This window comes from Sphingopyxis macrogoltabida, from assembly GCF_001307295.1.
GTDB lineage: Bacteria > Pseudomonadota > Alphaproteobacteria > Sphingomonadales > Sphingomonadaceae > Sphingopyxis > Sphingopyxis macrogoltabida_B.
Genome location: NZ_CP012700.1, coordinates 683,784 through 706,732 on the forward strand (window position 1 = coordinate 683,784; position 22,949 = coordinate 706,732).

Genomic DNA, 22,949 nt, shown 5'->3' on the forward strand with positions numbered 1-22,949 from the left:
CTACCATCAGAGGAACTATTGCTGTATCCTCCTCCGGGCTTGCCCATGCGGAGCGCGGCCTTATGATTCTCTATGTGTCCGGGGACATAAGGCGCGCGAACGGCGTGCCTGTGCAATCGACTAATTTTGCTGCTGAGGAAGATATATTCTGATGCCGAGGGAGCTACCGAATCTGGACTGGCTGCGCGTCTTCGCGTCGACCGCTGCAACCGAGAGCTTCGCGCTCGCCGCCGGCGAACTCAGCGTGACGCCGGGTGCGGTCAGCCAGCGGATCAAGGCGCTCGAGGCCTATCTCGGCGTCGAACTGTTTCAGCGCTATCCGCAGGGCGTCCGGCTGACCGAGGCGGGGAAGCGCTATGCGCAGCGCGTGCTTCCACCGCTCGAGCAGCTTCTCATGGCGACGCGCGACATCACGGCCTCGGGCGGCACCAAGGCGGTGCGGCTGACGATCCTGCCGGCGCTCGCGCAACTGTGGCTCGGTCCGCGGATCGAGGAGTTTCATAAAGCGCATGCCAATACGACGATCGAGATCTGGGCCGACCCGGTGATCGTCGACCTGCGCACATCGAACTTCGATGTCGCCATCCGCTATGGCCAGCCGCCCTTTCCGGGCTGCGATTCCCGCCCGCTGTTTTTCGACGAGCTCGTTCCCGTCGCGGCGCCCTCGCTCATCGAGACTGCGGAGCGCGACGAGCACGGGCTGCCGGTCGGAATGCCGCTGATGCTCGACACCTATTGGGCGAATGATTTCGAGCAGTGGCTGCAGCATACCGGCCACGCGCGCCCCGCGAATCTGATCACCCAGACCTTCTCGCTCTATTCGATGGTCGTCGAGGCGACGCTGAGCGGACGCGGTTTCATGATCGGTCATACGTCGGTGCTGTCCGACCTGATCGCACAGGGACGGCTGCAACCGCTTTCGGACCAGCGGGTGGCAGCGGGCAACCAATTCTACCTGTTGACCAAGGCGTCGTCGCCGCTGTCCGACATCGCCGAAACCTTCATCGACTGGATCGTCGAGCAGGCGACGCCGGACGGCGCGGCGGAGTGACGGCAAGAGGCAGCAATTCTGGTCCAGAGGCGCAGGAATAATCGCATTGCGCCATCTCCGCCCCGCGCGCACCCTTGGAAAAACTGGGCGTGCCGGGGACATAGGAATATGATGAAATCGCTGCTGGTCGTGCTGACGCTTGCTGCCGTGCTTCCCCTGCCCGTGATGTTGCAGGCGGCGGGCGCCGAGCCGATTGTCAGGCCGGGCGGCGACATTCCGGGCGATTACAGCCCGCTGCCGGCGGACGCCGATTACGAACGGCGCGAAATGATGATCCCGATGCGCGACGGGGTGAAGCTTTATACGGTCATCCTCGTCCCCAAGGGAGCGAAAGACGCGCCGATCGTGCTTAACCGCACGCCCTATAATGCCACGGCGCGGGTGTTGCGGACGACGAGCCCGGTAATGGTCGACGCGGTGCCCTTCGAGGATCGCGAGTTCGCGAAGGCGGGCTATATCCGCGTGTGGCAGGATATTCGCGGCAAGTATAAATCGGAAGGCGATTATGTCGTCACGCGGCCCATGGTCGGTCCGCTGAACGATACCGGCGTCGACAATGGTACCGACGCCTATGACACGATCGACTGGCTGGTGAACAAGGCGAACCTGCCCGAAAGCAACGGCCGCGTCGGCATAATCGGTTCGTCCTATGAGGGCACGACGGTCGTCCAGGCGCTCATCAAGCCGCATCCGGCGGTCAAGGTCGCGGCGCCCGAGAGCCCGCTCGTCGATGCGTGGACGGGCGACGACTGGTTCCACAACGGCGCCTTCCGGCAGGTGATGGCCGATTATATTGCGCAGCAAACGGGCGACCGGTCGATCGCCAAGGCTGCGTCGCGCGGCGGTTACGACGATTATGACAACTTCCGCGCCGCCGGATCGGCGGGCGATTGGGGCAAGGCGCGCGGATACGACCGTCTGCCCTTCTGGCGGCGGTTACAGGAGCATCCGGCCTATGATGCGGTGTGGCAGGGGCTGGCGCTCGACAAGCTGCTCGCGGCGAACCCGTCGGACGTGCCGACCCTGTGGGTCCAGCCCTTGTGGGACCAGGATGATATCTATGGCGCAATCCGTTCGTGGGAGGTGCTGAAGGCGAAGGGCAAGATGGGCAACAACCACCTGCTGCTGGGGCCCTGGTCGCACAGCCAGGTGAACCGCAACGACGTCGGCCGCAACCTCGGCCCGCTCCAGTGGAGCAGCAATACGATCACCCAATATTGGCGTGACATGATCCTGCCCTTCTTCAACGAGCATCTGCAGGGTGGTCCGCCTGCCAATATTCCGGCGGTGACCGCTTACAATACCGGCGAAGACCGCTGGGAACGGCTGTCCAACTGGCCGCTCGCCTGCGAAACGGGATGCCCGGCGCCGCTGACGCCGATCTATCTCGGCGCCAATGGCGGGCTGGGCTTTCAGACCGGAGCGGCCGGCGGCGACGCCTATGTCGCCGATCCTGCCAAGCCGGTTCCGCATTATCCGCGGCCGGTCAATTTCGACGATGGTAGCTGGCAGAGCTGGCTGACCAGCGATCAGCGTTCGTTCGACGGGCGTCCCGACGTGATGACGTACCAGACCGAAGTGCTGACCGAAGCGGTGCGCGTGTCGGGTACGCCGATCGCCGACATCTTTGCGCGCACCACCGGCACCGATGGCGATTTCGTCGTCAAGGTGATCGATGTCTATCCCGCGACAAATTCGAGCGAGCCGAAGATGGGCGGCTACCAGCTTGCGATCGCGCTCGAAATCTTTCGCGGCCGCTACCGCGAGAGTTTTGAGCATCCCTCGGCAATCCCCGCGGGGAAGGTGCAGCAATATAAGTTTCGCCTGCCGACGGTGAACCACGTCTTCAAGCCGGGGCACCGGATCATGGTGCAGGTCCAGTCGAGCCTCTTTCCCTATTATGACCGCAATCCGCAGACCTATGTCCCCAACATCTTCCACGCGAAGCCATCGGACTATCGGCCCGCGACGGTGACGATCGAACGCGGCGGCAAGACGCCCAGCCGTGTGTGGCTGCCCGTCGTTCCGCTCGACCAGTCGACGGCGATGGCTCGCTAAGACGTCTTTCGATCATCTTGAATTGTCATCCCGGCGCAGGCCGGGATCTCGGCCTTGCATCATAATGCACCGTTGAGATGCCGTCCTTCGCAGGACGACGAATAGGTCATTCCCGGAGAATCGCATTGAATAGCTGGACACGCCGCAAGCCGATCGCCCCGGCCGGAGAACGCCACCCCGACGCCTTGCCGCCGACCCTGTCGTGGCCGCACCTGATGGCGCTGGGCGTCGGGGCGATCGTTGGTACCGGCATCTTGACGCTGATCGGGGTCGGTGCCGACCGCGCCGGTCCCGCGGTGCTGCTGTCCTTCGTCATCGCCGGAGCGGTGTGCGCGTGCGCGGCGCTCGCCTATGCCGAGCTTGCGGCGATGATGCCGGCGGCGGGCAGCGCCTATAGCTATTCCTACGCGGTGCTCGGCGAAGCGATCGCATGGGTGGTCGGGTGGAGCCTGATCCTCGAATATTCGCTGGTCGTGTCGACGGTCGCGGTCGGCTGGTCGGGCTATGCCTCGCCGCTGCTCACCGGCATCGGTTTTCCGGCGGCGCTAACACAGGGGCCCGAACTCGGCGGGATCATCAACCTGCCCGCGGTGTTCATCATCGCCGTGGTCACGGCCCTGCTGTTGCTCGGGACGCGCGAGAGCGCGCGGGTGAATGCCGTGCTCGTGCTGGTCAAGATCGCGACCCTGTCGCTCTTCGTCTTCTACGCCTTGCCGCATTTCGATGCCGCCAACCTTGATCCTTTCATGCCCTATGGCTTCGCGGCGGGTGCCGGCGACGATGGCGTGCAGCGCGGCGTGATGGCTGCGGCGGCGATCATCTTCTTCGCCTTTTACGGCTTCGATGCGATTTCGACCGCGGCGGAGGAGACCAAGCGGCCCGAGCGCGATCTGGCGATCGGCATCATCGGGTCGATGGTCGTCTGCACGCTCATCTACCTGCTCGTCGCCGCGACCGCGGTCGGTGCGGTTTCCTTCACGCAGTTTGCCGACAGCCCCGAGCCGCTCGCACTGATCCTGCGGTCGATCGACCAAGCAGGCGTCGCACACGTCGTCGCGACCGCGGCGGTGATTGCGCTGCCGACGGTACTGCTCGCCTTCCTGTACGGGCAGAGCCGCATCTTCCTTGCAATGGCGCGCGACGGTTTTCTGCCGCAGGGGTGGGCGCGGATTTCGAGTCGCGGCACGCCGACGCGGATCACGGTGATGACCGCGGTGCTCGTCGCGATCCTTGCCGGGCTGCTGCCGATCGGCGAGATCGCGGCGCTCGCCAATGCGGGTACCCTGATCGCCTTCATCGCCGTCGGCCTTTGCCTGATCATCCTGCGTCGCCGTTCTCCCGACCTGCCTCGTCCGTTTCGTGTCCCGGCCGTCGCGCTGGTCAGTCTCGGCGCGGTCGGCGGCTGCCTCTATCTCTTCTTCAGCCTGCCCGCGCAGACATTGCTGTGGTGTCTGGTCTGGAATGCCGTCGGAATCCTGATCTACACGCTCTACGGCCGCCACCGAAGCAAACTCGCGGCAGGATGAAAAACACTCACCCTCGGAAGCAGCATTACTCGTTTGCGCGGGGCGGGGGTGGGGAGGGTAGTTGCCCCAGCCGCCGGGCGCGCGTCCGGCTCAATCCCCAATGACCGGAGGCATTATGCTGTTAGGCGTTCCCAAAGAGATCAAGACCCATGAATATCGCGTCGGCCTGACCCCCGGCTCGGTGCGTGAATATGTCGCGCGCGGCCATGAAGTGCTCGTCGAAACCGGTGCGGGCCTCGGCATCGGTGCCGACGACGATGCCTATCGTGCCGCCGGTGCGACCATCGCCAGCGATGCCGCCGAAGTCTTCAAGCGCGCCGAGATGGTGGTCAAGGTCAAGGAGCCGCAGCCGTCCGAATGGGTCCAGCTCCGCGAGGGCCAGATCCTCTTCACCTACCTCCATCTCGCCCCCGATCCCGAACAGACGAAGGGCCTGCTCGCATCGGGCTGCCACGCGATCGCCTATGAAACGGTCACCGACCGCACCGGCGCGCTGCCGCTGCTGGCGCCGATGAGCGAAGTTGCCGGGCGTCTGGCGATCGAAGCGGCCGGTTCGGCGCTGCGCCGCCATGCGGGCGGCCGCGGGCTGCTGCTCGGCGGCGTTCCCGGCGTCGCGCCGGCGCGCGTCCTCGTGATCGGCGGCGGTGTCGTCGGCACGCACGCCGCGCGGATGGCAGTAGGCCTTGGTGCCGAAGTGACGATCGTCGACCGTTCGGTGCCGCGCCTGCGCCAGCTCGACGAACTGTTCGGCGGCCGCGTGCGGACACGCATGTCGACGATCGACAGCATCGAGGAAGAGCTGGTCGACGCCGATGTCACCGTTGGCGCCGTGCTGGTGCCCGGCGCGAGCGCGCCGAAGCTGGTCTCGCGTGCAATGCTGGGCCGGATGAAGCAGCGTTCGGTTCTGGTCGACGTCGCGATCGATCAGGGCGGCTGCTTCGAAACCTCGCGCCCGACGACGCACGAAAACCCGACCTTCGAGGTCGACGGCGTGATCCATTATTGCGTCGCGAACATGCCGGGCGCGGTGCCGCTGACGTCGAGCCAGGCGCTCAACAACGCAACCTTGCCGTTCGGCCTCGCGCTCGCCGACAAGGGCCTCGCGGCACTCGACGCAGACCCGCACCTGCTCGCCGGGCTGAACGTCTCGGGCGGCAAGGTGACCAACGAAGCGGTCGCCGAGGCGCTCGGCCTGTCGTTCGCCGACGGACGCGACACGATCCGTAAACTCGCGGCCTGATGGCCGTGAGGGGCATGGCCGGCCGGGCTGCCGGCCATGCCCTATCCGGACGCTGACTCGCGCGGTGCGTCCGGCGCGAGCTGGCGGCTGTAGAGCCAGCCGATCCCGATCAGGCTGAAGCCGAGCGCGACGAACGAACCGATCCGCGCCAGCCCCTCGAGCCCCGAGGCGTCGAACAGGAAGACCTTGCCGGCGGCGCCGATCATCAGCACCAGCGATGCAATCCGCCAGTCGTGGCGCTGCGTACGGATACCCCAGAGCAGGAAGCCGAGCGCCAGCCCAAGGAGCAGGATCGACCGCAGGATATTCTCGGCGTCGGTCACCCCGTCCTCCGCGAGCAGCGTGCCGTGGAACAACTGGCGCAGCGTCGCCCAGGCAAAACCCGCGACGAGCAGCATGACGGCGATCTGCACGAACCGGTCGAGCGCGGCCGGGGGCTTGGCGAAGAGCGCCGGCACCTGCGTCAGCCCGAACCACGGCAACAGAAACAGCGGCAGCAGCAGGTTAGCGAGCGGCCACGCCCCGACGGCCTGCGCCGACCACAACGGATTGTGGAGGACAAGCCCGTAAAGCAGGGCGTGCGCCGTGCCTGCAAGGACAAGCGGGCGGGCGAGGCCCGTCATGCCGCGGCGCAGCGCTAGCCAGCCGCCGCCGATCAGCAAGCCTTCCCAAACAAGCCGCTGGACGATCCCGGTTGCGACGAAATCATCGCCCGCCAGCGCGGCGAAGCCGAGGCGATAGAAAGCGTGCAGCGCGATGCCGCCGACGGTTCCGGCAAGGGCGATGCCGGCGATCCGGAGCCAGCGCGGCACGCTGTCGCGGATCAGCCACAGCGAAACCCCGAAGAGCAGCGCGGGAAGCAAGAGCCGGAGCAACAGCGGTTCGGCGGTCAACAGGCTGTTGTCGAGTTGCATCGGTATGGCGGCGAGCGAAAGCAACGCCTCCGTCGTCCAGGAGGCGATCGGGAGGGCGGCCCAGCCGAGGCCGAGGAGGGCGAAACTTGCGGCCGCGGCATCGACCCGGTCGAGCCGCACCCGCCGCGCCGCGAGCAGCGCCGCCGCGCCGCCGAGCGCCGGGACGAGGATCAGCGCGCGCGAGGGAAGGAACTGGGCACAGGCGCCACAGCCGAGCAGCGCCGCTGCGGCCTGCCCGATCCGTCGCACCACCGCGCCCTCCGCGCGGACCGCGAACAGCAGCGCGGCTGCGGCGAGGCCGATCCAGCGGAGCAGCGCCTGGCCATCCGCACCGGCGGCGCCCTCGACCAGTCGGGGCAGTTCGTCGACCGCCAGTGGCGTCGCGAGGAGGACAACAATTGCCGCCCCCAAAAATCCCGTTGCCACCCGCTCGATGCGCCGGTCGCCCGCTGCCTTGCCGAAGAAGAGCAGGCCTGCCGCGATGGCCGCGACGGCAAGCGGCGCTGTCCACATCGGCAGGATCAGCAGAAGCGCGAATGCCAGCAGCGCACCGGCGGTCGCCGCCAGCCATGCAACGCGGCCGTCGCTGCCGCGATCGGGGGCTCGCCACCCGCGCGCGATGCCCGCAGCCGCAAGGAGAGCGCCGCCGAGCGCCACGAGGGCGAGGCTATTGTCGGCGATATCCCAGAAAAGCCATTTGGTGAGCGGCAGCGGCGCGACGGCGAGCGCGCAGACTTCCCATGTGCGCCGCAATTCCTTTGGCACAGCCCACAGCCGCGCGAGAAGCGGACCCGCGTGGATCGCCAGCAGAGCAAGGCCGATCAGGCCGAACCAGAATGGTGTGGGGTCGGGCCAGGCGGCGAGCAGCGCTAGCGACAGCAGCAGGCTGATCGACGGGACGATGGCGAAGCCGCGTTCGCGCCATGCCAGCCACTGGCCGGCAGCGGCGATCAATGCGAACAGGCCCCAGTGCAGCGGGGCGAAACCGCCATAGCCGACGAGCAGGGCAAGCTGCAGCGCCCCGACGATGGCCGAGGCCGCGCGCAGCATCGCCGCGCGCGGGCCGTCATAGCCGAGCATCGGCACGGCAATCGCGAGGAGCAGCACGAAACCGCCGGTCGACAGCGATGCGAGCGTGTCGAGCGCGGCGCTTGTCAGCACCATCCACACGCCCCAGCCGGCGCCGCCGACCAGCGCGGCGAGCGCGAGCCACGGCCAGCGCCGGGCCTTGGCGACGCCGGCAAGCCCCGCGATCGTCAGCGCGAGGTAGACGGCGAGCAGCGGCACATTGGGCTCCACCGCGCCGACCATCGCCGGCGCCGCGAGCCCGCCTGCGAGGCCGAGCAGCGCGCTCGGCGGACCAAAACGGAGCGACAGGCCGAGCGCCGCCGCGGTGACGAGTGCGAGCGCGAAAAAGGCCAGCAGCGGTCCGACAAGCTGATAGACATTCGCCGCGACCATGATCGCGGCATAGAGCGTCGCGATCCCCGCGCCCGACAGCGCCTGCGGTACACGCACGTCGCGCAGCTTCGCTTCGTTGCGCCAGGCATATTCGGCGCCGCCGATCAGCGCGATGCCGAACAGCAGCCCGGTGACGATCTGCACCCCCGGCGTGAAGACGCGCGCAAAGAAACCTGCATCGATCGCATAGCGGACGATGAGCACGCCGGCGATGGCGAGCGTCAGGCCGCCGGCCCAGATGGGCAGCGTTTTGCCGAACAGATTCTCGAACCGCGACGCAAGGCTGCGCGGCGGTTCGGATGGCGCGGCGGTTTTGACTTTCTTTGGCGCGAGCGGTTTGGCTGCCAGCGGTGCGGGTTCGGTCTTCTCGGTATCGGGTGCCTCATCCGGCATGGCTTCTGATACGGCAGCAGGCGGGGTCATCGCCGCTGCGATAGCGGGCTTGTTGCGCGCGGGATCAGGGGGGACGGGGGCCGGGGTAACGGGTGCCTCGGCTTCGTCGATCACCGTCACACCGAGCTGGCGTTGCAGCGCGCCGATCCGTTTTGCCGTGTCCTTCCACATCGCCTCGGATCGCTTCAGGCGGCTGCGCGTATCCATCAGCAGGATGGACAGGGTGATGATGGCGAGAAAGGCGAAGAAGTCGAACATGTTAATCCCTTCGGTCGACCCTCGTAGCAGGCAATGGCGCCAATTTCGATTGGCCTCGCAGATGCGTCACGGTTGCGCGCGATTGCGGAGTTCGCTGAAGAAGATTTCTTACCCGCTATCTGTTCGCGCGCACGCCAATCTGATACCGTTATCAAACACGTCCGAAATTTCTTCGCCGACGCGGTCATCACAGAACCGCGCGGCATCGACTGCCTGACCTTTCCCGCAGGTTCCACGCCTGCCGGCAAACAGAAAAGAGAATCGGAGACACGCATGCTGAACCCCGGGGAATTCGAGCTGTCGCGGCGCGGTATGCTCGCGGGCAGCGCGGCATCGGTCGCGGCCGCGACATTGGTGCCCGCCGAAGCCGCCGAAGGCGCACGGCCCGCGGCCACGCCGCCGCCCACGGCCAAGGTCGCTTTCGAGGTGAACGGCACGGCGCATAGCCTCGATCTCGATACGCGCACCTCGCTGCTCGATGCGCTGCGCGAGCATCTGCATCTGACGGGCACGAAGAAGGGCTGCGATCACGGCCAGTGCGGCGCCTGCACCGTCATCGTCGACGGGCGGCGGATCAACAGCTGCCTGACGCTGGCGGTGATGCACGACGGCGACAGGATCACCACGATCGAAGGGCTGGGCACGCCCGGCGACATGCATGCGATGCAGCAGGCCTTCGTGGAGCATGATGGTTATCAATGCGGCTATTGCACCCCGGGGCAGATTTGCTCGGCGGTTGCGGTGCTCGACGAAATCAAGGCGGGTGTGCCGAGCCACGTCACCGCCGACCTGACCGCGCGGCCCAAGGTAACGGCCGCCGAACTGCGCGAGCGAATGAGCGGCAATATCTGCCGCTGCGGCGCCTATTCGAACATCATCGATGCGATCACCGATGTCGCGGGGGTAAAGGCATGAAAAGCTTCACTTACGAACGCGTCGATACGCCCGCCGCCGCCACCGCCGCCTTCGCCCGCGCGCCCGGCGCGCGCTTTATCGCGGGCGGTACCAATTTGCTCGACCTGATGAAGCTCGAGATCGAGACGCCGGCGCATCTGATCGACGTCAGCCGTCTTGCGCTCGACAAGATCGAGGCGACGGATGAAGGCGGCCTGCGCATCGGCGCGATGGTCCGCAACACCGACCTTGCCAGCGATGCGCGGGTGCGGCGCGACTATGGCCTGCTTTCGCGCGCGCTGGTTGCGGGTGCTTCGGGGCAACTCCGCAACAAGGCGACGACCGCTGGCAACCTGCTCCAGCGGACGCGCTGTCCCTATTTCTACGACACCAACCAGCCGTGCAACAAACGCAAGCCGGGTAGCGGCTGCGCTGCGATCGGCGGCTTCAACCGGCTGCATGCGGTGGTCGGTGCCAGCGAAGCATGCATTGCGACGCACCCCAGCGACATGGCGGTCGCGATGCGCGCGCTTGACGCCGCGGTCGAGACGGTCGATGCGGGGGGACGCGCCCGCGCAATCCCGATCGCCGATTTCTATCGCGCGCCCGGCACGACGCCGCATCTCGAAACCGCGCTGGCGCCCGGCGAGCTGATCACCGCGGTGACGCTGCCCAGACCGGTCGGCGGCACGCATGTCTATCACAAGGTTCGCGACCGCGCCTCCTATGCCTTCGCACTGATTTCGGTCGGCGCGATCGTGCAGAAGGACGGGACGGGCCGCGTCGCGCTCGGTGGGGTCGGCTACAAGCCGTGGCGTGTCGAGGCGGCGGAAGCAGAGTTGCCGCGCGGCGCCAAGGCGGCCGCGGCCGGTTTGCTTGCGGGCGCGAAGACGACCCATGAAAATGCCTACAAGCTCCCGCTGGTCGAGCGAACGCTCGCCGGGGTGCTGGCAGAGGCGAGGGGCTGAGCCATGAAATTCGAGACCCCCGCGACGACCAACCCGATCGACCAGCTCAAGGTCGTCGGCAAACCGACCAACCGCATCGACGGCCCGCTCAAGACGACCGGCACCGCGCCTTATGCCTATGAACGCCACGATGTCGCGGCGAACCAGGCCTATGGCTTCGTCGTGGGCGCGGCGATCGCCAAGGGACGGATCGCATCGATGAACCTCGCCGACGCCAAGGCGGCACCCGGCGTACTCGCGATCGTCACCGCCGACAATGCCGGCAAGCTCGTCAAGGGCGACTTCAATACCGCCAAATTGCTCGGCGGCCCGGCGATCGAGCATTATCATCAAGCGATCGCGCTTGTTGTCGCCGAAAGCTTCGAACAGGCGCGCGCCGCCGCGGCGCTCGTTCGCGTCGAATATGCGCGCAGCAAGGGCGGCTACGACCTCGCCGCCGCGCTGGACGGCGCGGCCAAGCCGGCGGCGTCCTTCGGGGTCGAACCCGACACCGCCATCGGCAATTTCGCTGGCGCCTTTGCCGAGGCGCCGGTGCAGGTCGACGCGCGCTACACCACCCCCGACCACAGTCATGCGATGATGGAACCGCATGCGTCGATCGCGGCGTGGGAGGGCGACAAGCTGACGGTGTGGACGTCGAACCAGATGATCGCCTGGTCGGTCGGCGACATGGCCAAGACGCTGGGCATCCCGAAGGAAAATATCCGCTTCGATTCGCCCTATATCGGCGGCGGCTTCGGCGGCAAATTGTTCAACCGCGCCGATGCCTTGCTCGCCGTGCTCGGTGCCAAGGCGGCGGGCCGGCCGGTCAAGGTCGCGCTGACGCGGCCGCTGATGATCAACAACACGACGCACCGGCCGGCGACGATCCAGCGCGTCCGGCTCGGCGCCACCGCCGAAGGCAAGATTACCGCGATCGGTCACGAAAGCTGGTCGGGCGACCTGCCCGGCGGCGGCCCGGAAACTGCGGTGGCGCAGACGCGGCTGCTCTATGCCGGCGAGAACCGGATGACCGCGATGCGGCTCGCGGTGCTCGACCTGCCCGAAGGCAATGCGATGCGCGCGCCCGGCGAGGCGCCCGGCCTGATGGCACTCGAGATTGCGGTCGACGAACTGGCCGAAAAGCTCGGCATGGACCCGATCGTGCTGCGTATCCTCAACGACACGCAGGTCGATCCTGAAAAACCCGAGCGGCGCTTCTCGCAGCGTCAGCTCAATGAATGCCTGACGGTGGGCGGCGAGAAATTCGGCTGGGCGAAGCGCAATGCCAAGCCGGGGATGGCGCGCGACGGGCGCTGGCTGGTCGGGATGGGCGTCGCGGCGGCGTTTCGCAACAACCTCAACGGCCCCTCGGCGGCGCGGGTCCGGCTCGACCGGTCGGGAGTGGTGACGGTCGAGACCGACATGACCGATATCGGCACCGGCACCTATACGATTATCGCGCAGACTGCCGCCGAAATGATGGGACTGCCGCTCGACAAGGTCGTCGTGAAGCTCGGCGATTCCGCTTTCCCCGTCTCGGCGGGTTCGGGCGGGCAATGGGGCGCGAACAGCTCGACCGCCGGCGTTTATGCCGCCTGCGTGAAACTGCGCGAGGCGGTGGCGCAGAAGCTCGGCATGAATGCCGCCGACGCCGTGTTCGCGGATGGCAAGGTCAAGTCGGGTAAGCGCAGCGCGGCGCTTGGCGATGCGGCCGCCGACGGCGAACTCGTCGCCGAAGACATGATGGAATATGGCGACCTCGCCGAAAAATATCAGCAATCGACCTTCGGCGCGCATTTCTGTGAGGTCGGCGTCGATGCGATGACGGGCGAAATCCGTATCCGCCGGATGCTCGCGGTCTGCGCCGCGGGCCGCATCCTAAACCCCAAGGCCGCGCGCAGCCAGGTCATCGGGGCGATGACGATGGGGGCGGGCGCGGCGTTGATGGAGGAACTGGCGGTCGACAAGCGTTTCGGCTTTTTCGTCAACCACGACCTCGCGGGCTATGAAGTGCCCGTCCACGCCGACATCCCGCATCAGGAGGTGATCTTCCTCGACGAAACCGACCCGACGACCTCGCCGATGAAGGCGAAGGGCGTCGGCGAACTCGGCATCTGCGGCGTCGCCGCTGCGGTCGCCAACGCCGTCTATAATGCAACCGGAGTGCGCGTGCGCAACTATCCGGTGACGCTCGACAAGCTGCTCGGCCAATTGCCGGACATCGCATGATGCCATGCGGACGAAGGGTCAGATTGCGTGCAGGTCGCCCGGCCGGTCGATGTCGGCCAGTTCGCCGGGGCCTGCCATGACCAGCGCCGCATTCGCCAGCAGCGCCTTGCCGCCGCGGTCGCCTTCGCTCGCGCGCAGGCGGTCGAACAGCGCGCGGTCGAACAGCGCGGGCGGCATCGCGGTTTCGCCGTCGCTCGACGCCACGACCGGCGCGGAGACCGGATCGAAGCGGGCGAGCAGGCTTTGCAAATGGCCGGTGCCGACAAAGGGCATGTCGGCGAGGCAGACCAGCGCGGCGCGCTCGGGGCCGCGCGCGACGGCCGCAATGCCGAGCGACAGCGATTGCGCGAGACCCGATTGTGGATCGGCATTGACTACGATCTCGAACCCCAGCGCGGACAACATCTCGGCCAATTCGCCGTCGCTTTCGGGACAGACAGCGATCCGGCGCGCCGGCGCCAGTTCGGCGATCCGCTGCGCGGCGTGCAGCGCCAGCGGTTCGCCGGCGAGCGGCATCAGTAATTTGTCCTCGGGACCGAAGCGCCGCGACCGGCCGGCGGCGAGCAGGACGGCGACGATGTTCGCGGCGTCGTTCATTCGGGCCTGCCTTTCCTCCACTGTCTCAGCGCAATAGGCCGATGATAGCAACCACCCCGGCCGATATATTGCGCTTCGCCGCGGCGCGGATCGACGAAGGGCGGGGCATCGTGCTCGTCACGCTCACCCATGTCGAGGGATCGTCGCCGCGCGCGATCGGTGCGCAAATGGCGGTGGCCGAGGATGGCCGCTACGCCGGATCCTTCTCCGGCGGTTGCATCGAGGCGGCGGTCGTCGCCGAAGCGGTCGGCACTCTCGCCGACGGCCGGGCGAAACTCGTGCGTTTCGGTGCCGGTTCGCCCTATCTCGACATCCGCCTGCCGTGCGGCAGCGGCATCGATCTGCTGTTCAATCCGCACCCCGACCCTGCGGCGCTGGCCCGCGTGCTGGCACGGCACGATCGCCGCGAACCGGCGGCGCTGCGCTTGTCGCACGAAGGCGTGAGCGTCGATGACGCGATGGCCAGCGGTTGGAAAGGCGACGGCTTCCATATCCGCTACCTACCAGGGCTTCGCCTCCTCGCGATGGGGCAGGGCGAGGAGCTTACCGCACTGGCGCGCCTCGCCGCGGGTTTCGGTGCCGAGGCCTGCGCCGTTTCGCCAGACCGGGGGGCCTTGGCCGGGCTTACCGCCGAGGGAATCGACACCGTCGAATGGATCGCGCGGGCGCATCTGCCGCCGTTCGCAAGCGACCCGTGGACCGCGTTCGTCTCGGTCTTTCACGACCGCGACTGGGAAGAGGAATTGCTGCCGCGTGCGCTCGGCCTTCCGGGCTTTTACGTCGGCGCGATCGGAAGCCCGCGGACGCAGGCGATCCGGCGCGATGCCTTGCGGTCGGCGGGTACGCCCGACCATCTTATCCGGCGGCTTCGCAAGACAGTCGGCCTCATTCCCGCGACGCGCGATCCGGCAACACTCGCGCTTTCGATCCTTTCGGAGATCGTGAAGGAATATCACGCCGTCCATGCGACGAGCGCCGTCATCGAACCATCTGGCGTCGATATCCCCGCCTGATGCGCCGTTCTTAACCGTCGCAGTCGTTCCAGTAATCCTTGTTCGTGGTGCAGCTTTGCAGCCCCGAATAATGATTGACCGTGCACACCGTCTTCATCGGACAGGCCTTGAACGCCCGGGGTACATATTGCGGCGGGGCCTTGGCCTTGGTGAAGGCGGCGACGACCCGCTCGCGCAGGGGGATCAACTGGTTGCGGATATTCTCGTCGCCCTTGTTGATGCCCTCGTCCATCCAATAGAGAATCTCGTCCTCATTCTTGAGCGGGTCCTTCATCTGGAGGAGCGACGACGCCGCCATTACGGCGCCATAGGGTTCGCCCTGTTCGGCGACGGTGCGCGACAGGCGGTAGGCGAGGTTGAAGTCCTGCTTCACGCCGCGGTCGCCGTTGATCATGTCGAACGCCATGATGATCGCGTAGAAATGGCCGCGCTCGGCCGCCATGCGGAAATGTTCGAAGGCCTTCTTATAGTCTTTCTTGACGCCAAGGCCCTCATGATACTGGAGCCCGACGCGATAGATGGCGTCGATGTGGCCCGCCGCCGCGGACTGGCTGAGCAGTTCGAATGCCTTGGCATAATCCTGCTTCGCCCCCAGCGCGCCCGCCGCATATACCGTCCCCATCGTGAACAGCGCGACCGGGTCGCCCAGCTTTGCCGCCTCGTTGATCATTTCCAGCCCCTCTTGCGGGGTGCCGCCCTCGACCGTACCGCCCAGCCACGCCATGCCCAGTTCGCTGAGCGCCGCCGGGTCCTTTTGCTTGTGGTAAAAGGCGGCGGCGGTGTCGCGGCCTTCGATGGTGCGGATCCGCCACGCGTCGCCGCGCGCGATCATTTCGGGAAGCGGCGGTGCGCAGGGCGTGCCGCCATTCGCCGCAGCTTCGTGCGCCACCGCCCATTCGCGCTCAGCGGGCGAAATCGCGGTGCCGGCGTGGAGGTCGCTCACCAGCCGGTCATAGGCGTTATGGCAGTCGACATTCTGATGATATTCGCGCGCCGGATCGGGCATCGACCCGCCGCCGCCGGTCGTCGAAGATGCTGTCGCCAGCGCCAGCAAGGGCGCCGCTATCGCCAATATCGTCCGCATGACAAATTTCTCCCCCCACATACCCCATCGCATCTTGCCGCATATTCGCATCCGATACTTGTAAGAACGCGCCAAGGCGTTGCGCCGCGGGGGCGGTCCTGTTAGGCGCGCGACCGTCTTTTCTCGCCAAGGGAACCATCATGTCCGATTCCATCAAGCGCGTCGTCCTCGCCTATTCGGGAGGGCTCGACACCAGCGTCATCCTGAAATGGCTGCAGGTGACCTATGGCTGCGAAGTCGTGACCTTTACCGCCGACCTCGGGCAGGGCGAGGAATTGGGCCCGGCGCGCGAGAAGGCCGTGCTGATGGGGGTGAAGCCCGAGCATATCTATATCGACGACGTCCGCGAGGAATTCGTCCGCGATTTCGTCTTCCCGATGATGCGCGCGAATGCGCGCTACGAGGGCGATTATCTGCTCGGCACGTCGATCGCGCGCCCGCTGATCTCGAAGCGGCTGGTCGAGATCGCCAAAGAAACCGGCGCCGATGCGGTCGCGCACGGCGCGACGGGCAAGGGCAACGACCAGGTGCGCTTCGAACTCAGCGCCTATGCGCTCAATCCCGATATCAAGGTGATTGCACCCTGGCGCGACTGGGACCTGACCAGCCGCACCGCGCTGATCGCGTGGGCCGAGCAGCACCAGATCCCGGTGCCCAAGGACAAGCGCGGCGAAAGTCCGTTCAGCACCGACGCGAACCTCCTCCACACCTCGTCGGAGGGCAAGGTGCTCGAGGATCCGTGGGAAGAGACCCCCGACTATGTCTATTCACGCACGGTGAACCCCGAGGATGCGCCCGACACGCCCGAATATATCACGATCGATTTCGAACGCGGCGACGGCGTCGCGCTGAACGGACAGGCGATGTCGCCCGCGACGCTGCTCGCGGCGCTCAATGACCTTGGCCGCAAGCATGGCATCGGCCGCCTCGACCTCGTCGAGAACCGTTTCGTCGGCATGAAGTCGCGCGGCATGTACGAGACGCCGGGCGGCGAAATCTATGCCCGGGCGCACCGTGGGATCGAAAGCATCACGCTGGATCGTGGCGCGGCGCATCTCAAGGACGAGCTGATGCCGAAATATGCCGAGCTCATCTACAACGGCTTCTGGTTCGCGCCCGAACGCGAGATGCTGCAGGCGGCAATCGACCACAGTCAGGAAAAGGTGTCGGGCACCGTCCGCCTCAAGCTCTACAAGGGCAACGCGAGCGTCGTCGGCCGCAAATCGCCGCACAGCCTGTACAGCGAGCGCCATGTGACCTTCGAGGATGATGCCGGCGCCTATGACCAGAAGGACGCGGCGGGCTTCATCAAGCTCAACGCGCTGCGCCTGAAGCTCCTCGCAAAGCGCGACCGCTAGGCGACGCTTGAGCCGTCGGTCCCGGGCCGACTGCGCGCACGATTCGGTCCTGCCGACTCGGCTCATCGCGCTTGGGTGTCCGATCGCGCCCAAGCGATGGAAAGCCGCGCCCGCCGTCTGTCACAAAATTTGCCTCTGCCTCGATTATCCCTGACTCATATCGCCGGGGTCGTTCGCGATTCCGGCACAAGATATTCCGGGAGAGGATGCCGCTGTTTTAGCGGAAGATTTATCATGGCAAATCAACAATCTGTCGATCAGGATGCCTTTGACTGGCAACCCTGTTCCTTCGTTCTGCCGCGTGTCGGCCTGATCCTGAGCCGCCATGGGCCGCGCACCCGCGTGATCATGCCGGGTCATTATCTGGTCCGTCGGTCGCGGACGTTGGGGCAGTGGATTTACCGCCGCGCCTGAGGGCACGGCCTTGACCTGAAAAACATGGTGGCCTTGCGGGTTTGAACGCGCCAAACCGGCCGTGCTTGCAGCGCGCGCTTTCCGGCACGGGGCAAGCCTTCGTCAGGGGAGCCTCTGCAATGCGCCTGTTCGACTCTTCTTCATGGCAAAGCATCGGGACGACCCTGCTTGGACTGGCGCTGGTCACCTTTCTCGGCGTTGGTATCCGCCTGATGATCATGATGACGATCCAGCAACGCCGCGAGCGGATGAACCGCCAGATCAACGAGCGGCTGCGGACGCTGATCGCCGCCTACAAGACACTCGGCGGTTCCTTCACCGGCAATCTCGCGGTCGATCCGCGGCATTTGCGTGACTTGCGGCGCGAAACGGGCGCAAAGGCCGAAAGCGAGCCCGAAGGTGCGCCAGTAGCCGATTCGTCGGTGAGCGAGAGCGGAGCGGGCGAATCGGACCGGCCGCGCCGCATTCGCGATGCGGTCGAGGCAGCGCTGTCCGACATCATCCTGCTGGGGACGGCGGAGCAGGTTCGCCTCGCCAGTCGGGCCGCGGAGGAGTTGACCGCCGGCCGGCCGGTGCACGTGCATGAGTTGGTCGTCGCGCTGCGCGATTTCATCCGCAAGGCGCTCGATCTCGACCCGGTCCCCGCCGACGTCAGCATCCCGGTGCAGGGGCCGGCGCGGCCGTCCGGCAGTGGCGGCAGGGGCGGCGGAGCCGGGCGCGGCGGCGAATCGGGCGGGGGCGGTGGCGGCCGCGGCGGCGCGGGAGGTGGCGGCATGGGAATGGCCGGCGGCCTCGGTCTTGCCGGCGGCGCCAGCGTAGCGCGCGGGGCGGGAGCCGACGAGGATGATCTACAGCAATCCAAATGAAGACTTAGCATGACGCATCACCTGCGCTAAGGCGCCGCTCATGACTGCGACCCGCTTTTTTTCCGACAATGCCGCTGCCGTCCATCCTGCGGTGATGGAGGCGCTTTCGGCTGCCAACCATGTCGATACCGCCTATGACGGCGATGCGCTCAGCCAGTCGCTCGATGCCGCCTTTTCGAATCTGTTCGAAACGACCTGCGAAGTCGTCTGGATACCCACCGGAACGGCCGCCAACAGCATCATCCTCGCTCATTTCGTGCGGCCTTGGCAGGGCATCCTTTGTTACGAGGAAGCGCATATCGAGGTCGACGAATGCGGCGCGCCCGCCTTTTATTCGGGCGGCGCGAAACTGATGACGCTGCCCGGGCGCGGGGCCAAGATCGACGCCGAGGCGCTGAAGACCCGCCTGTCGATGGTCCGCAAGGATGTCCATCAGGTCCAGCCGGCGGCGATCAGCATCACCAATGCGACCGAATATGGCCTCGCCTGGCGGCCCGGCGAGGTCGGCGCGATCAGCGAGGTTGCGCGTGCCGAAGGCCTGAAGCTCCATATGGACGGAGCGCGTTTCGCCAATGCCGTTGCCTTTACCGGATGTGCGCCAGCCGATGTGACGTGGCGTGCCGGGGTCGATGCGCTGTCCTTCGGCTTTACCAAGAACGGCGCGATGATGGCCGAGGCGATTGTCTTTTTCGGCGGCAGCGGCGGTGCGGGCGTCCGCGAACTCAAGAAGCGCGGCGGGCATTTGCTCAGCAAAGGCCGCTTCGTTGCGGCGCAGATCCGCGCGATGCTGAAGGACGACCTATGGCTCACCAACGCGCGTGCGGCCAATGCAGGCGCGGCAGCGCTCGCTGCGGCATGCGGCGACCGGCTGATGTATCCGGTCGAGGCGAACGAACTGTTCGTCAAGCTGACCGCGGACGAAGCCGCGCGGCTCCGGAAGGCGGGCTTCGATTTCTACGACTGGGGAACCGGAGCGGCTCGCCTCGTCACCAGTTGGGACCAGGATAGCGAATCGGTCGCGCCGCTCGCGGCCGCCATCGCGGCGCTATGAGCGGCGCGGCAGCGCATTCGCTGCTGAGTCCGCGCGTCCTCATTCCCTTCGCGCTCGTCACGCTGATCTGGGGATCGACCTGGATCGTCATTACCGGCCAATTGGGCATCGTCCCGCCAAGCTGGTCGGTGACCTATCGTTTCGCGGTTGCGGGCCTCGCGATGTTTGCCTTTGCGCTGGTCCGCGGCGAACGGCTGGGACTCGAACCGCGCGCGATGGCGTTCGCGGTCATCCTTGGCGCGGCGCAGTTCGCGTTCAACTTCAACTTCGTCTATCGCGCCGAACAGCATATCACCTCGGGTCTCGTCGCCGTGCTCTTCGCGCTGCTCATCGTTCCCAATACGCTGCTCGGCCGCGCTTTCCTGAAAACGCCGCTCGAGGGACGCTTTCTGGCCGGGGCGGGGATTGCGATCGTCGGCGTCGGCATGATGATCCTGCACGAATATCGCGCCGCGGCGCTCGGGCCGGCAGCGGTGCTCACGGGTACCGCCTTCACGCTCGCCGGGGTGATGAGCGCGTCGGTCGCCAATGTGATGCAGGGAACGGGCATCGCGCGCGCGCAATCGATGACGGTGATGATCGCGTGGGCGATGCTGTTCGGGACGCTCTTCGACGGCTGTTATGCATGGGTCACCACGGGCCCGCCGGTCATCGAGCCGACCTTCGCCTATCTCGGCGGTGTCCTCTATCTCGGCGTGATCGCGAGCGCGCTCGCCTTTCCGCTCTATTTCAACGTGATCCGCGCCGTCGGACCCGGGCAGGCGGCGTGGTCGAGCGTCCTCGTGCCGATCATCGCCATGGGGTTTTCGACCGCCTTCGAAGGCTATCGCTGGTCGTCGCTGTCGATCACCGGCGGCGTCGTCGCGCTCGTCGGGCTGGTGATCGCGGTCGCCAAGCGCCCCGAGCGCCCGACGGTGAGCGGCAATATGGTCGCGGTGGCGGTCGACCGGCCCGAGTGATCGCGGGGCCTTTGCAGGCCCCGTCGGCCTGCGCTAGACCCGCGCGATGAAAAACATATTGTTCGGGTTCGCATTCGCCCTCGCATCGATCGCGCCGGCGTCGGCACAGACCGCCGCCGATTGCACCCCCGGCGCCTATCGGGCGCCCGGCGGCGATTTCGTCGTTCTCGCCAAGGCGCCCAATATTCCGGCGCCCGGGCTGCGTTACCTGTTTCGCGACGGGCGCCGCGGTGCCACGACGGATGCCGGTGTGCCGCTGGCGTGCAGCGGCGACGCGGTGACGGTCGGTGGCGCCCGCTGGGCCCGGATCGCCTTTCGCGAGACACCCGCGACCTTCGACAGCGTCGGCACCAAGATGAACGGCGTACTGATCGAGCCGCCGGGCGCGCCCGATGCGAAGCGGCCGCTGGTCGTCATGGTCCACGGGTCCGAACGGACGTCGCCGATCGGCGGTGTCTATGGCTATGCGATGGCGGCGCACGGCATATCGGTTTTCGTATACGACAAGCGCGGCACCGGCGGATCGGACGGCGAATATACGCAGAATTTCCAACTGCTCGCCGACGACGCGGCGCATGCGCTCGAACAAGCGCGGAGCATGGCGGCGGGCCGCTTCGGCCGCGCGGGTTTCTTCGGCGGCAGCCAGGGCGGCTGGGTCGCGCCGCTCGCCGCGACGCGCACCAAGGCCGATTTCGTTGCGATCGGCTTCGGCCTTGTCGCCTCGCCGATCGAGGAGGATCGCGAACAGATGGTGTCGGAGGTCCGCGCCGCCGGGCTCGGCGACGATGCGGTGGCGCTCGTCGACCGGCTGTCGGCGGCGACGGCGAAGCTGGTGATGTCGAATTTTACCGCCGGATATGAGGATCTGGACGCGGTCCGGCGCGAGATGGCGGACAAGCCCTGGGCGGCGAAGATCGACGGCGAATATAGCGGCGATATCGTGCGGATGACCGACGACGAACTGCGGCGGATCGGCCGCGCGCGGTTCGACAATGTCGAACTGATCTGGGATTATGACGCGGTCGCAGCGCTTCGGAAGCTCGACACGCCGCTGCTCTGGGTGCTCGCAGGGGAGGATCGTGAAGCCCCGATTGAGACCACGCGCGCCGCGCTGCTCGACCTTGCCAAGGCGGGCAAGCCGTTCGACGTCTATCTCTTTCCCGACACCGACCATGGCATGGTCGAATATACGACCGCCGCCGACGGATCGCGCAGCGCGACCCGCATCACCGACGGCTATCTGAAACTGCTCGGCGACTGGATCAGGGGCGACGTGCACGGCACATACGGCCGCGCCGAACATCTGACGGCGACGCCGGGTCCTGACGCTAGCCGGCGCTGATCCGCTCGATATCGGCACCGACGGCCTGGAGCTTTTCCTCGAGCCGTTCATAGCCGCGGTCGAGGTGATAGACGCGGTTGACCTCGGTCGTCCCTTCGGCGGCGAGACCGGCGATGATCAGGCTCATCGATGCCCGCAGGTCGGTCGCCATCACCGGCGCGCCGATCAGCTTGTCGACCCCGCGCACCACCGCGCTGCGGCCGCGCACGTCGATGTCGCAGCCCATGCGCGCCAGTTCGGGGACATGCATATAGCGGTTTTCGAAGATCGTCTCGGTGAACAGCGACGCGCCCTTGCCGAGCGTCGCCATCGCCATGAACTGCGCCTGCATGTCGGTCGCGAAGCCCGGATAGGGCGCGGTCGACAGGGTGACGGGCTCGGCACGGCCCGACATGGCGACGCGAATGCCGCCCTTCGTTTCCTCGACCGTCGCACCGGCCTGGCGCAGCGCGGCGAGCGTCGCTTCCATTTCGGCGGCCTTGGCGCCGACGAGTTCGACGTCGCCTTCGGTGATCACCGCGGCGCAGGCATAGCTGCCTGCCTCGATCCGGTCGGCCATGACGCGATAGGTCGCGCCGTGCAGGCGGTCGACGCCTTCTATCGTCAGCGTCTCGGTGCCGATGCCGTCGATCTGCGCCCCCATCGCGACGAGGCAATTGCAGAGGTCGACAATCTCGGGTTCGCGCGCGGCGTTTTCGAGGATGCAGGTGCCCTTGGCGAGGACGGCGGCCATCACCGCATTTTCCGTCGCGCCGACCGACACGACGGGAAAGGTGAACTTGCCGCCGGCGAGGCGTCCGCCGGGCGCGCTCGCCTTTACATAGCCCGAGGCGAGCTCGATCTCGGCACCAAAGGCTTCGAGCGCTTTCAGGTGCAGGTCGATCGGGCGGTTGCCGATCGCGCAGCCGCCGGGGAGCGACACCGTCGCTTCGCCCGCGCGCGCGAGCAGCGGGCCGAGGACGAGGATCGAGGCGCGCATCTTGCGGACGATGTCATAGGGGGCAACGGTCGAGGTGAGGGTGGTCGCGCGCGCGGTCATCACCCGCCCGAAATCCTCGGGGCGCGAGCCTTCGATCGTCGTCGAGCAGCCGAGCTGATTGAGCAGGTGACCGAAACCGTCGACATCGGCGAGGCGCGGCAGGTTGCGGAGCGTCAGCGGCTCGTCGGTGAGCAGTGCGCAGGGCAACAATGTCAGCGCCGCATTCTTCGCGCCGGAGATGGGGATTCGGCCCTTGAGTCGCTGGCCGCCGCGAATGACGATCTGATCCATCGGCTGTCTTTAGCCGATGCG

At 66.7% G+C, this 22,949-nt stretch carries 18 protein-coding genes; 14 read left to right on the forward strand and 4 right to left on the reverse strand.

The window, feature by feature from the left end; genetic code table 11:
• The first annotated feature begins 151 nt into the window (after positions 1-151).
• From AN936_RS03260 to ald, 4 genes are all read left to right on the forward strand, one after another.
• The gene (locus AN936_RS03260) at positions 152-1,051 is read left to right on the forward strand and encodes a LysR substrate-binding domain-containing protein (RefSeq protein WP_054586882.1); all 900 of its coding nucleotides are present in this window, start codon (positions 152-154) and stop codon (positions 1,049-1,051) included.
• Between the two features lie 111 nt (positions 1,052-1,162).
• Positions 1,163-3,109, forward strand: a complete 1,947-nt coding sequence (locus AN936_RS03265) for a CocE/NonD family hydrolase (RefSeq protein ID WP_054590078.1) — start codon at positions 1,163-1,165, stop codon at positions 3,107-3,109.
• A gap of 125 nt (positions 3,110-3,234) precedes the next feature.
• A complete protein-coding gene (locus tag AN936_RS03270; protein ID WP_149037581.1) occupies positions 3,235-4,635 on the forward strand; it encodes an amino acid permease in 1,401 nt (466 codons plus the stop codon).
• 115 nt (positions 4,636-4,750) lie between these two features.
• Complete coding sequence (gene ald, locus AN936_RS03275; protein WP_054590079.1) at positions 4,751-5,875, forward strand: alanine dehydrogenase; 1,125 nt, start codon at positions 4,751-4,753, stop codon at positions 5,873-5,875.
• Between the two features lie 41 nt (positions 5,876-5,916).
• Here ald and AN936_RS03280 read toward each other — a convergent pair whose 3' ends face one another.
• Positions 5,917-8,901: a DUF2339 domain-containing protein gene (locus tag AN936_RS03280; protein ID WP_054586884.1), complete on the reverse strand. Its 2,985-nt coding sequence runs from the start codon at positions 8,899-8,901 to the stop codon at positions 5,917-5,919.
• 273 nt (positions 8,902-9,174) lie between these two features.
• Between AN936_RS03280 and paoA the strand changes: the two genes are divergently transcribed.
• The 3 genes from paoA to paoC are packed head-to-tail and all read left to right on the forward strand — an operon-like array spanning position 9,175 to position 12,974.
• Entirely contained in the window at positions 9,175-9,816 is a 642-nt protein-coding gene (paoA, locus tag AN936_RS03285) for an aldehyde dehydrogenase iron-sulfur subunit PaoA (RefSeq protein ID WP_054590080.1), read from the forward strand.
• The gene (locus tag AN936_RS03290) at positions 9,813-10,763 is read left to right on the forward strand and encodes an FAD binding domain-containing protein (protein ID WP_054586885.1); all 951 of its coding nucleotides are present in this window, start codon (positions 9,813-9,815) and stop codon (positions 10,761-10,763) included. The genes paoA and AN936_RS03290 overlap by 4 nt, the downstream gene beginning before the upstream one ends.
• Before the next feature lie 3 nt (positions 10,764-10,766).
• Positions 10,767-12,974, forward strand: a complete 2,208-nt coding sequence (gene paoC / locus AN936_RS03295; RefSeq protein WP_054586886.1) for an aldehyde oxidoreductase molybdenum-binding subunit PaoC — start codon at positions 10,767-10,769, stop codon at positions 12,972-12,974.
• Between the two features lie 18 nt (positions 12,975-12,992).
• Here the strand turns inward: paoC and AN936_RS03300 are convergent, their stop codons facing one another.
• Positions 12,993-13,571 carry a nucleotidyltransferase family protein gene (locus AN936_RS03300; protein ID WP_054586887.1) on the reverse strand — a complete coding sequence of 193 codons (579 nt, stop codon included), beginning with the start codon at positions 13,569-13,571 and terminating at the stop codon, positions 12,993-12,995.
• A 41-nt stretch (positions 13,572-13,612) separates the two neighbouring features.
• Between AN936_RS03300 and AN936_RS03305 the strand changes: the two genes are divergently transcribed.
• Entirely contained in the window at positions 13,613-14,584 is a 972-nt protein-coding gene (locus AN936_RS03305; protein WP_054586888.1) for an XdhC family protein, read from the forward strand.
• 10 nt (positions 14,585-14,594) lie between these two features.
• Here the strand turns inward: AN936_RS03305 and AN936_RS03310 are convergent, their stop codons facing one another.
• Positions 14,595-15,668, reverse strand: coding sequence for a tetratricopeptide repeat protein (locus AN936_RS03310; RefSeq protein ID WP_054586889.1), 1,074 nt, complete (start codon positions 15,666-15,668; stop codon positions 14,595-14,597).
• Between the two features lie 140 nt (positions 15,669-15,808).
• Between AN936_RS03310 and AN936_RS03315 the strand changes: the two genes are divergently transcribed.
• The 6 genes from AN936_RS03315 (at position 15,809) to AN936_RS03340 (ending at position 21,658) form a co-directional block, all read left to right on the forward strand.
• Positions 15,809-17,026 carry an argininosuccinate synthase gene (locus tag AN936_RS03315; protein WP_054586890.1) on the forward strand — a complete coding sequence of 406 codons (1,218 nt, stop codon included), beginning with the start codon at positions 15,809-15,811 and terminating at the stop codon, positions 17,024-17,026.
• Between the two features lie 234 nt (positions 17,027-17,260).
• Complete coding sequence (locus tag AN936_RS03320) at positions 17,261-17,440, forward strand: hypothetical protein (RefSeq protein ID WP_054586891.1); 180 nt, start codon at positions 17,261-17,263, stop codon at positions 17,438-17,440.
• A 119-nt stretch (positions 17,441-17,559) separates the two neighbouring features.
• A complete protein-coding gene (locus AN936_RS03325; protein WP_054586892.1) occupies positions 17,560-18,306 on the forward strand; it encodes a hypothetical protein in 747 nt (248 codons plus the stop codon).
• Positions 18,307-18,346: 40 nt separating this feature from the next.
• On the forward strand, positions 18,347-19,357 hold the full coding sequence (locus AN936_RS03330; protein WP_054586893.1) for a threonine aldolase family protein: 1,011 nt from the start codon (positions 18,347-18,349) through the stop codon (positions 19,355-19,357).
• Positions 19,354-20,316 (forward strand): DMT family transporter, encoded by a 963-nt coding sequence (locus AN936_RS03335; protein WP_054586894.1) that lies wholly within the window; start codon positions 19,354-19,356, stop codon positions 20,314-20,316. The genes AN936_RS03330 and AN936_RS03335 overlap by 4 nt, the downstream gene beginning before the upstream one ends.
• A 46-nt stretch (positions 20,317-20,362) precedes the next feature.
• Positions 20,363-21,658, forward strand: a complete 1,296-nt coding sequence (locus AN936_RS03340) for an alpha/beta hydrolase family protein (RefSeq protein ID WP_054586895.1) — start codon at positions 20,363-20,365, stop codon at positions 21,656-21,658.
• Here the strand turns inward: AN936_RS03340 and murA are convergent.
• Positions 21,645-22,928 (reverse strand): UDP-N-acetylglucosamine 1-carboxyvinyltransferase, encoded by a 1,284-nt coding sequence (gene murA, locus AN936_RS03345; RefSeq protein ID WP_054586896.1) that lies wholly within the window; start codon positions 22,926-22,928, stop codon positions 21,645-21,647. The two genes, AN936_RS03340 and murA, sit on opposite strands and share 14 nt — an antisense overlap.
• Positions 22,929-22,949 lie beyond the last annotated feature (21 nt).

Coding starts and splice junctions, on each gene's coding strand:
- AN936_RS03305 (WP_054586888.1), top strand. CDS start 13,613: ATGATAGCAACCACCCCGGCCGATATATTGCGCTTCGCCGCGGCGCGG.
- AN936_RS03320 (WP_054586891.1), top strand. CDS start 17,261: ATGGCAAATCAACAATCTGTCGATCAGGATGCCTTTGACTGGCAACCC.
- AN936_RS03325 (WP_054586892.1), top strand. CDS start 17,560: ATGCGCCTGTTCGACTCTTCTTCATGGCAAAGCATCGGGACGACCCTG.
- AN936_RS03335 (WP_054586894.1), top strand. CDS start 19,354: ATGAGCGGCGCGGCAGCGCATTCGCTGCTGAGTCCGCGCGTCCTCATT.
- ald (WP_054590079.1), top strand. CDS start 4,751: ATGCTGTTAGGCGTTCCCAAAGAGATCAAGACCCATGAATATCGCGTC.
- AN936_RS03280 (WP_054586884.1), bottom strand. CDS start 8,901: ATGTTCGACTTCTTCGCCTTTCTCGCCATCATCACCCTGTCCATCCTG.
- AN936_RS03315 (WP_054586890.1), top strand. CDS start 15,809: ATGTCCGATTCCATCAAGCGCGTCGTCCTCGCCTATTCGGGAGGGCTC.
- AN936_RS03265 (WP_054590078.1), top strand. CDS start 1,163: ATGAAATCGCTGCTGGTCGTGCTGACGCTTGCTGCCGTGCTTCCCCTG.
- AN936_RS03300 (WP_054586887.1), bottom strand. CDS start 13,571: ATGAACGACGCCGCGAACATCGTCGCCGTCCTGCTCGCCGCCGGCCGG.
- AN936_RS03310 (WP_054586889.1), bottom strand. CDS start 15,668: ATGCGGACGATATTGGCGATAGCGGCGCCCTTGCTGGCGCTGGCGACA.
- AN936_RS03330 (WP_054586893.1), top strand. CDS start 18,347: ATGACTGCGACCCGCTTTTTTTCCGACAATGCCGCTGCCGTCCATCCT.
- murA (WP_054586896.1), bottom strand. CDS start 22,928: ATGGATCAGATCGTCATTCGCGGCGGCCAGCGACTCAAGGGCCGAATC.
- paoC (WP_054586886.1), top strand. CDS start 10,767: ATGAAATTCGAGACCCCCGCGACGACCAACCCGATCGACCAGCTCAAG.
- AN936_RS03290 (WP_054586885.1), top strand. CDS start 9,813: ATGAAAAGCTTCACTTACGAACGCGTCGATACGCCCGCCGCCGCCACC.
- AN936_RS03260 (WP_054586882.1), top strand. CDS start 152: ATGCCGAGGGAGCTACCGAATCTGGACTGGCTGCGCGTCTTCGCGTCG.
- AN936_RS03340 (WP_054586895.1), top strand. CDS start 20,363: ATGAAAAACATATTGTTCGGGTTCGCATTCGCCCTCGCATCGATCGCG.
- paoA (WP_054590080.1), top strand. CDS start 9,175: ATGCTGAACCCCGGGGAATTCGAGCTGTCGCGGCGCGGTATGCTCGCG.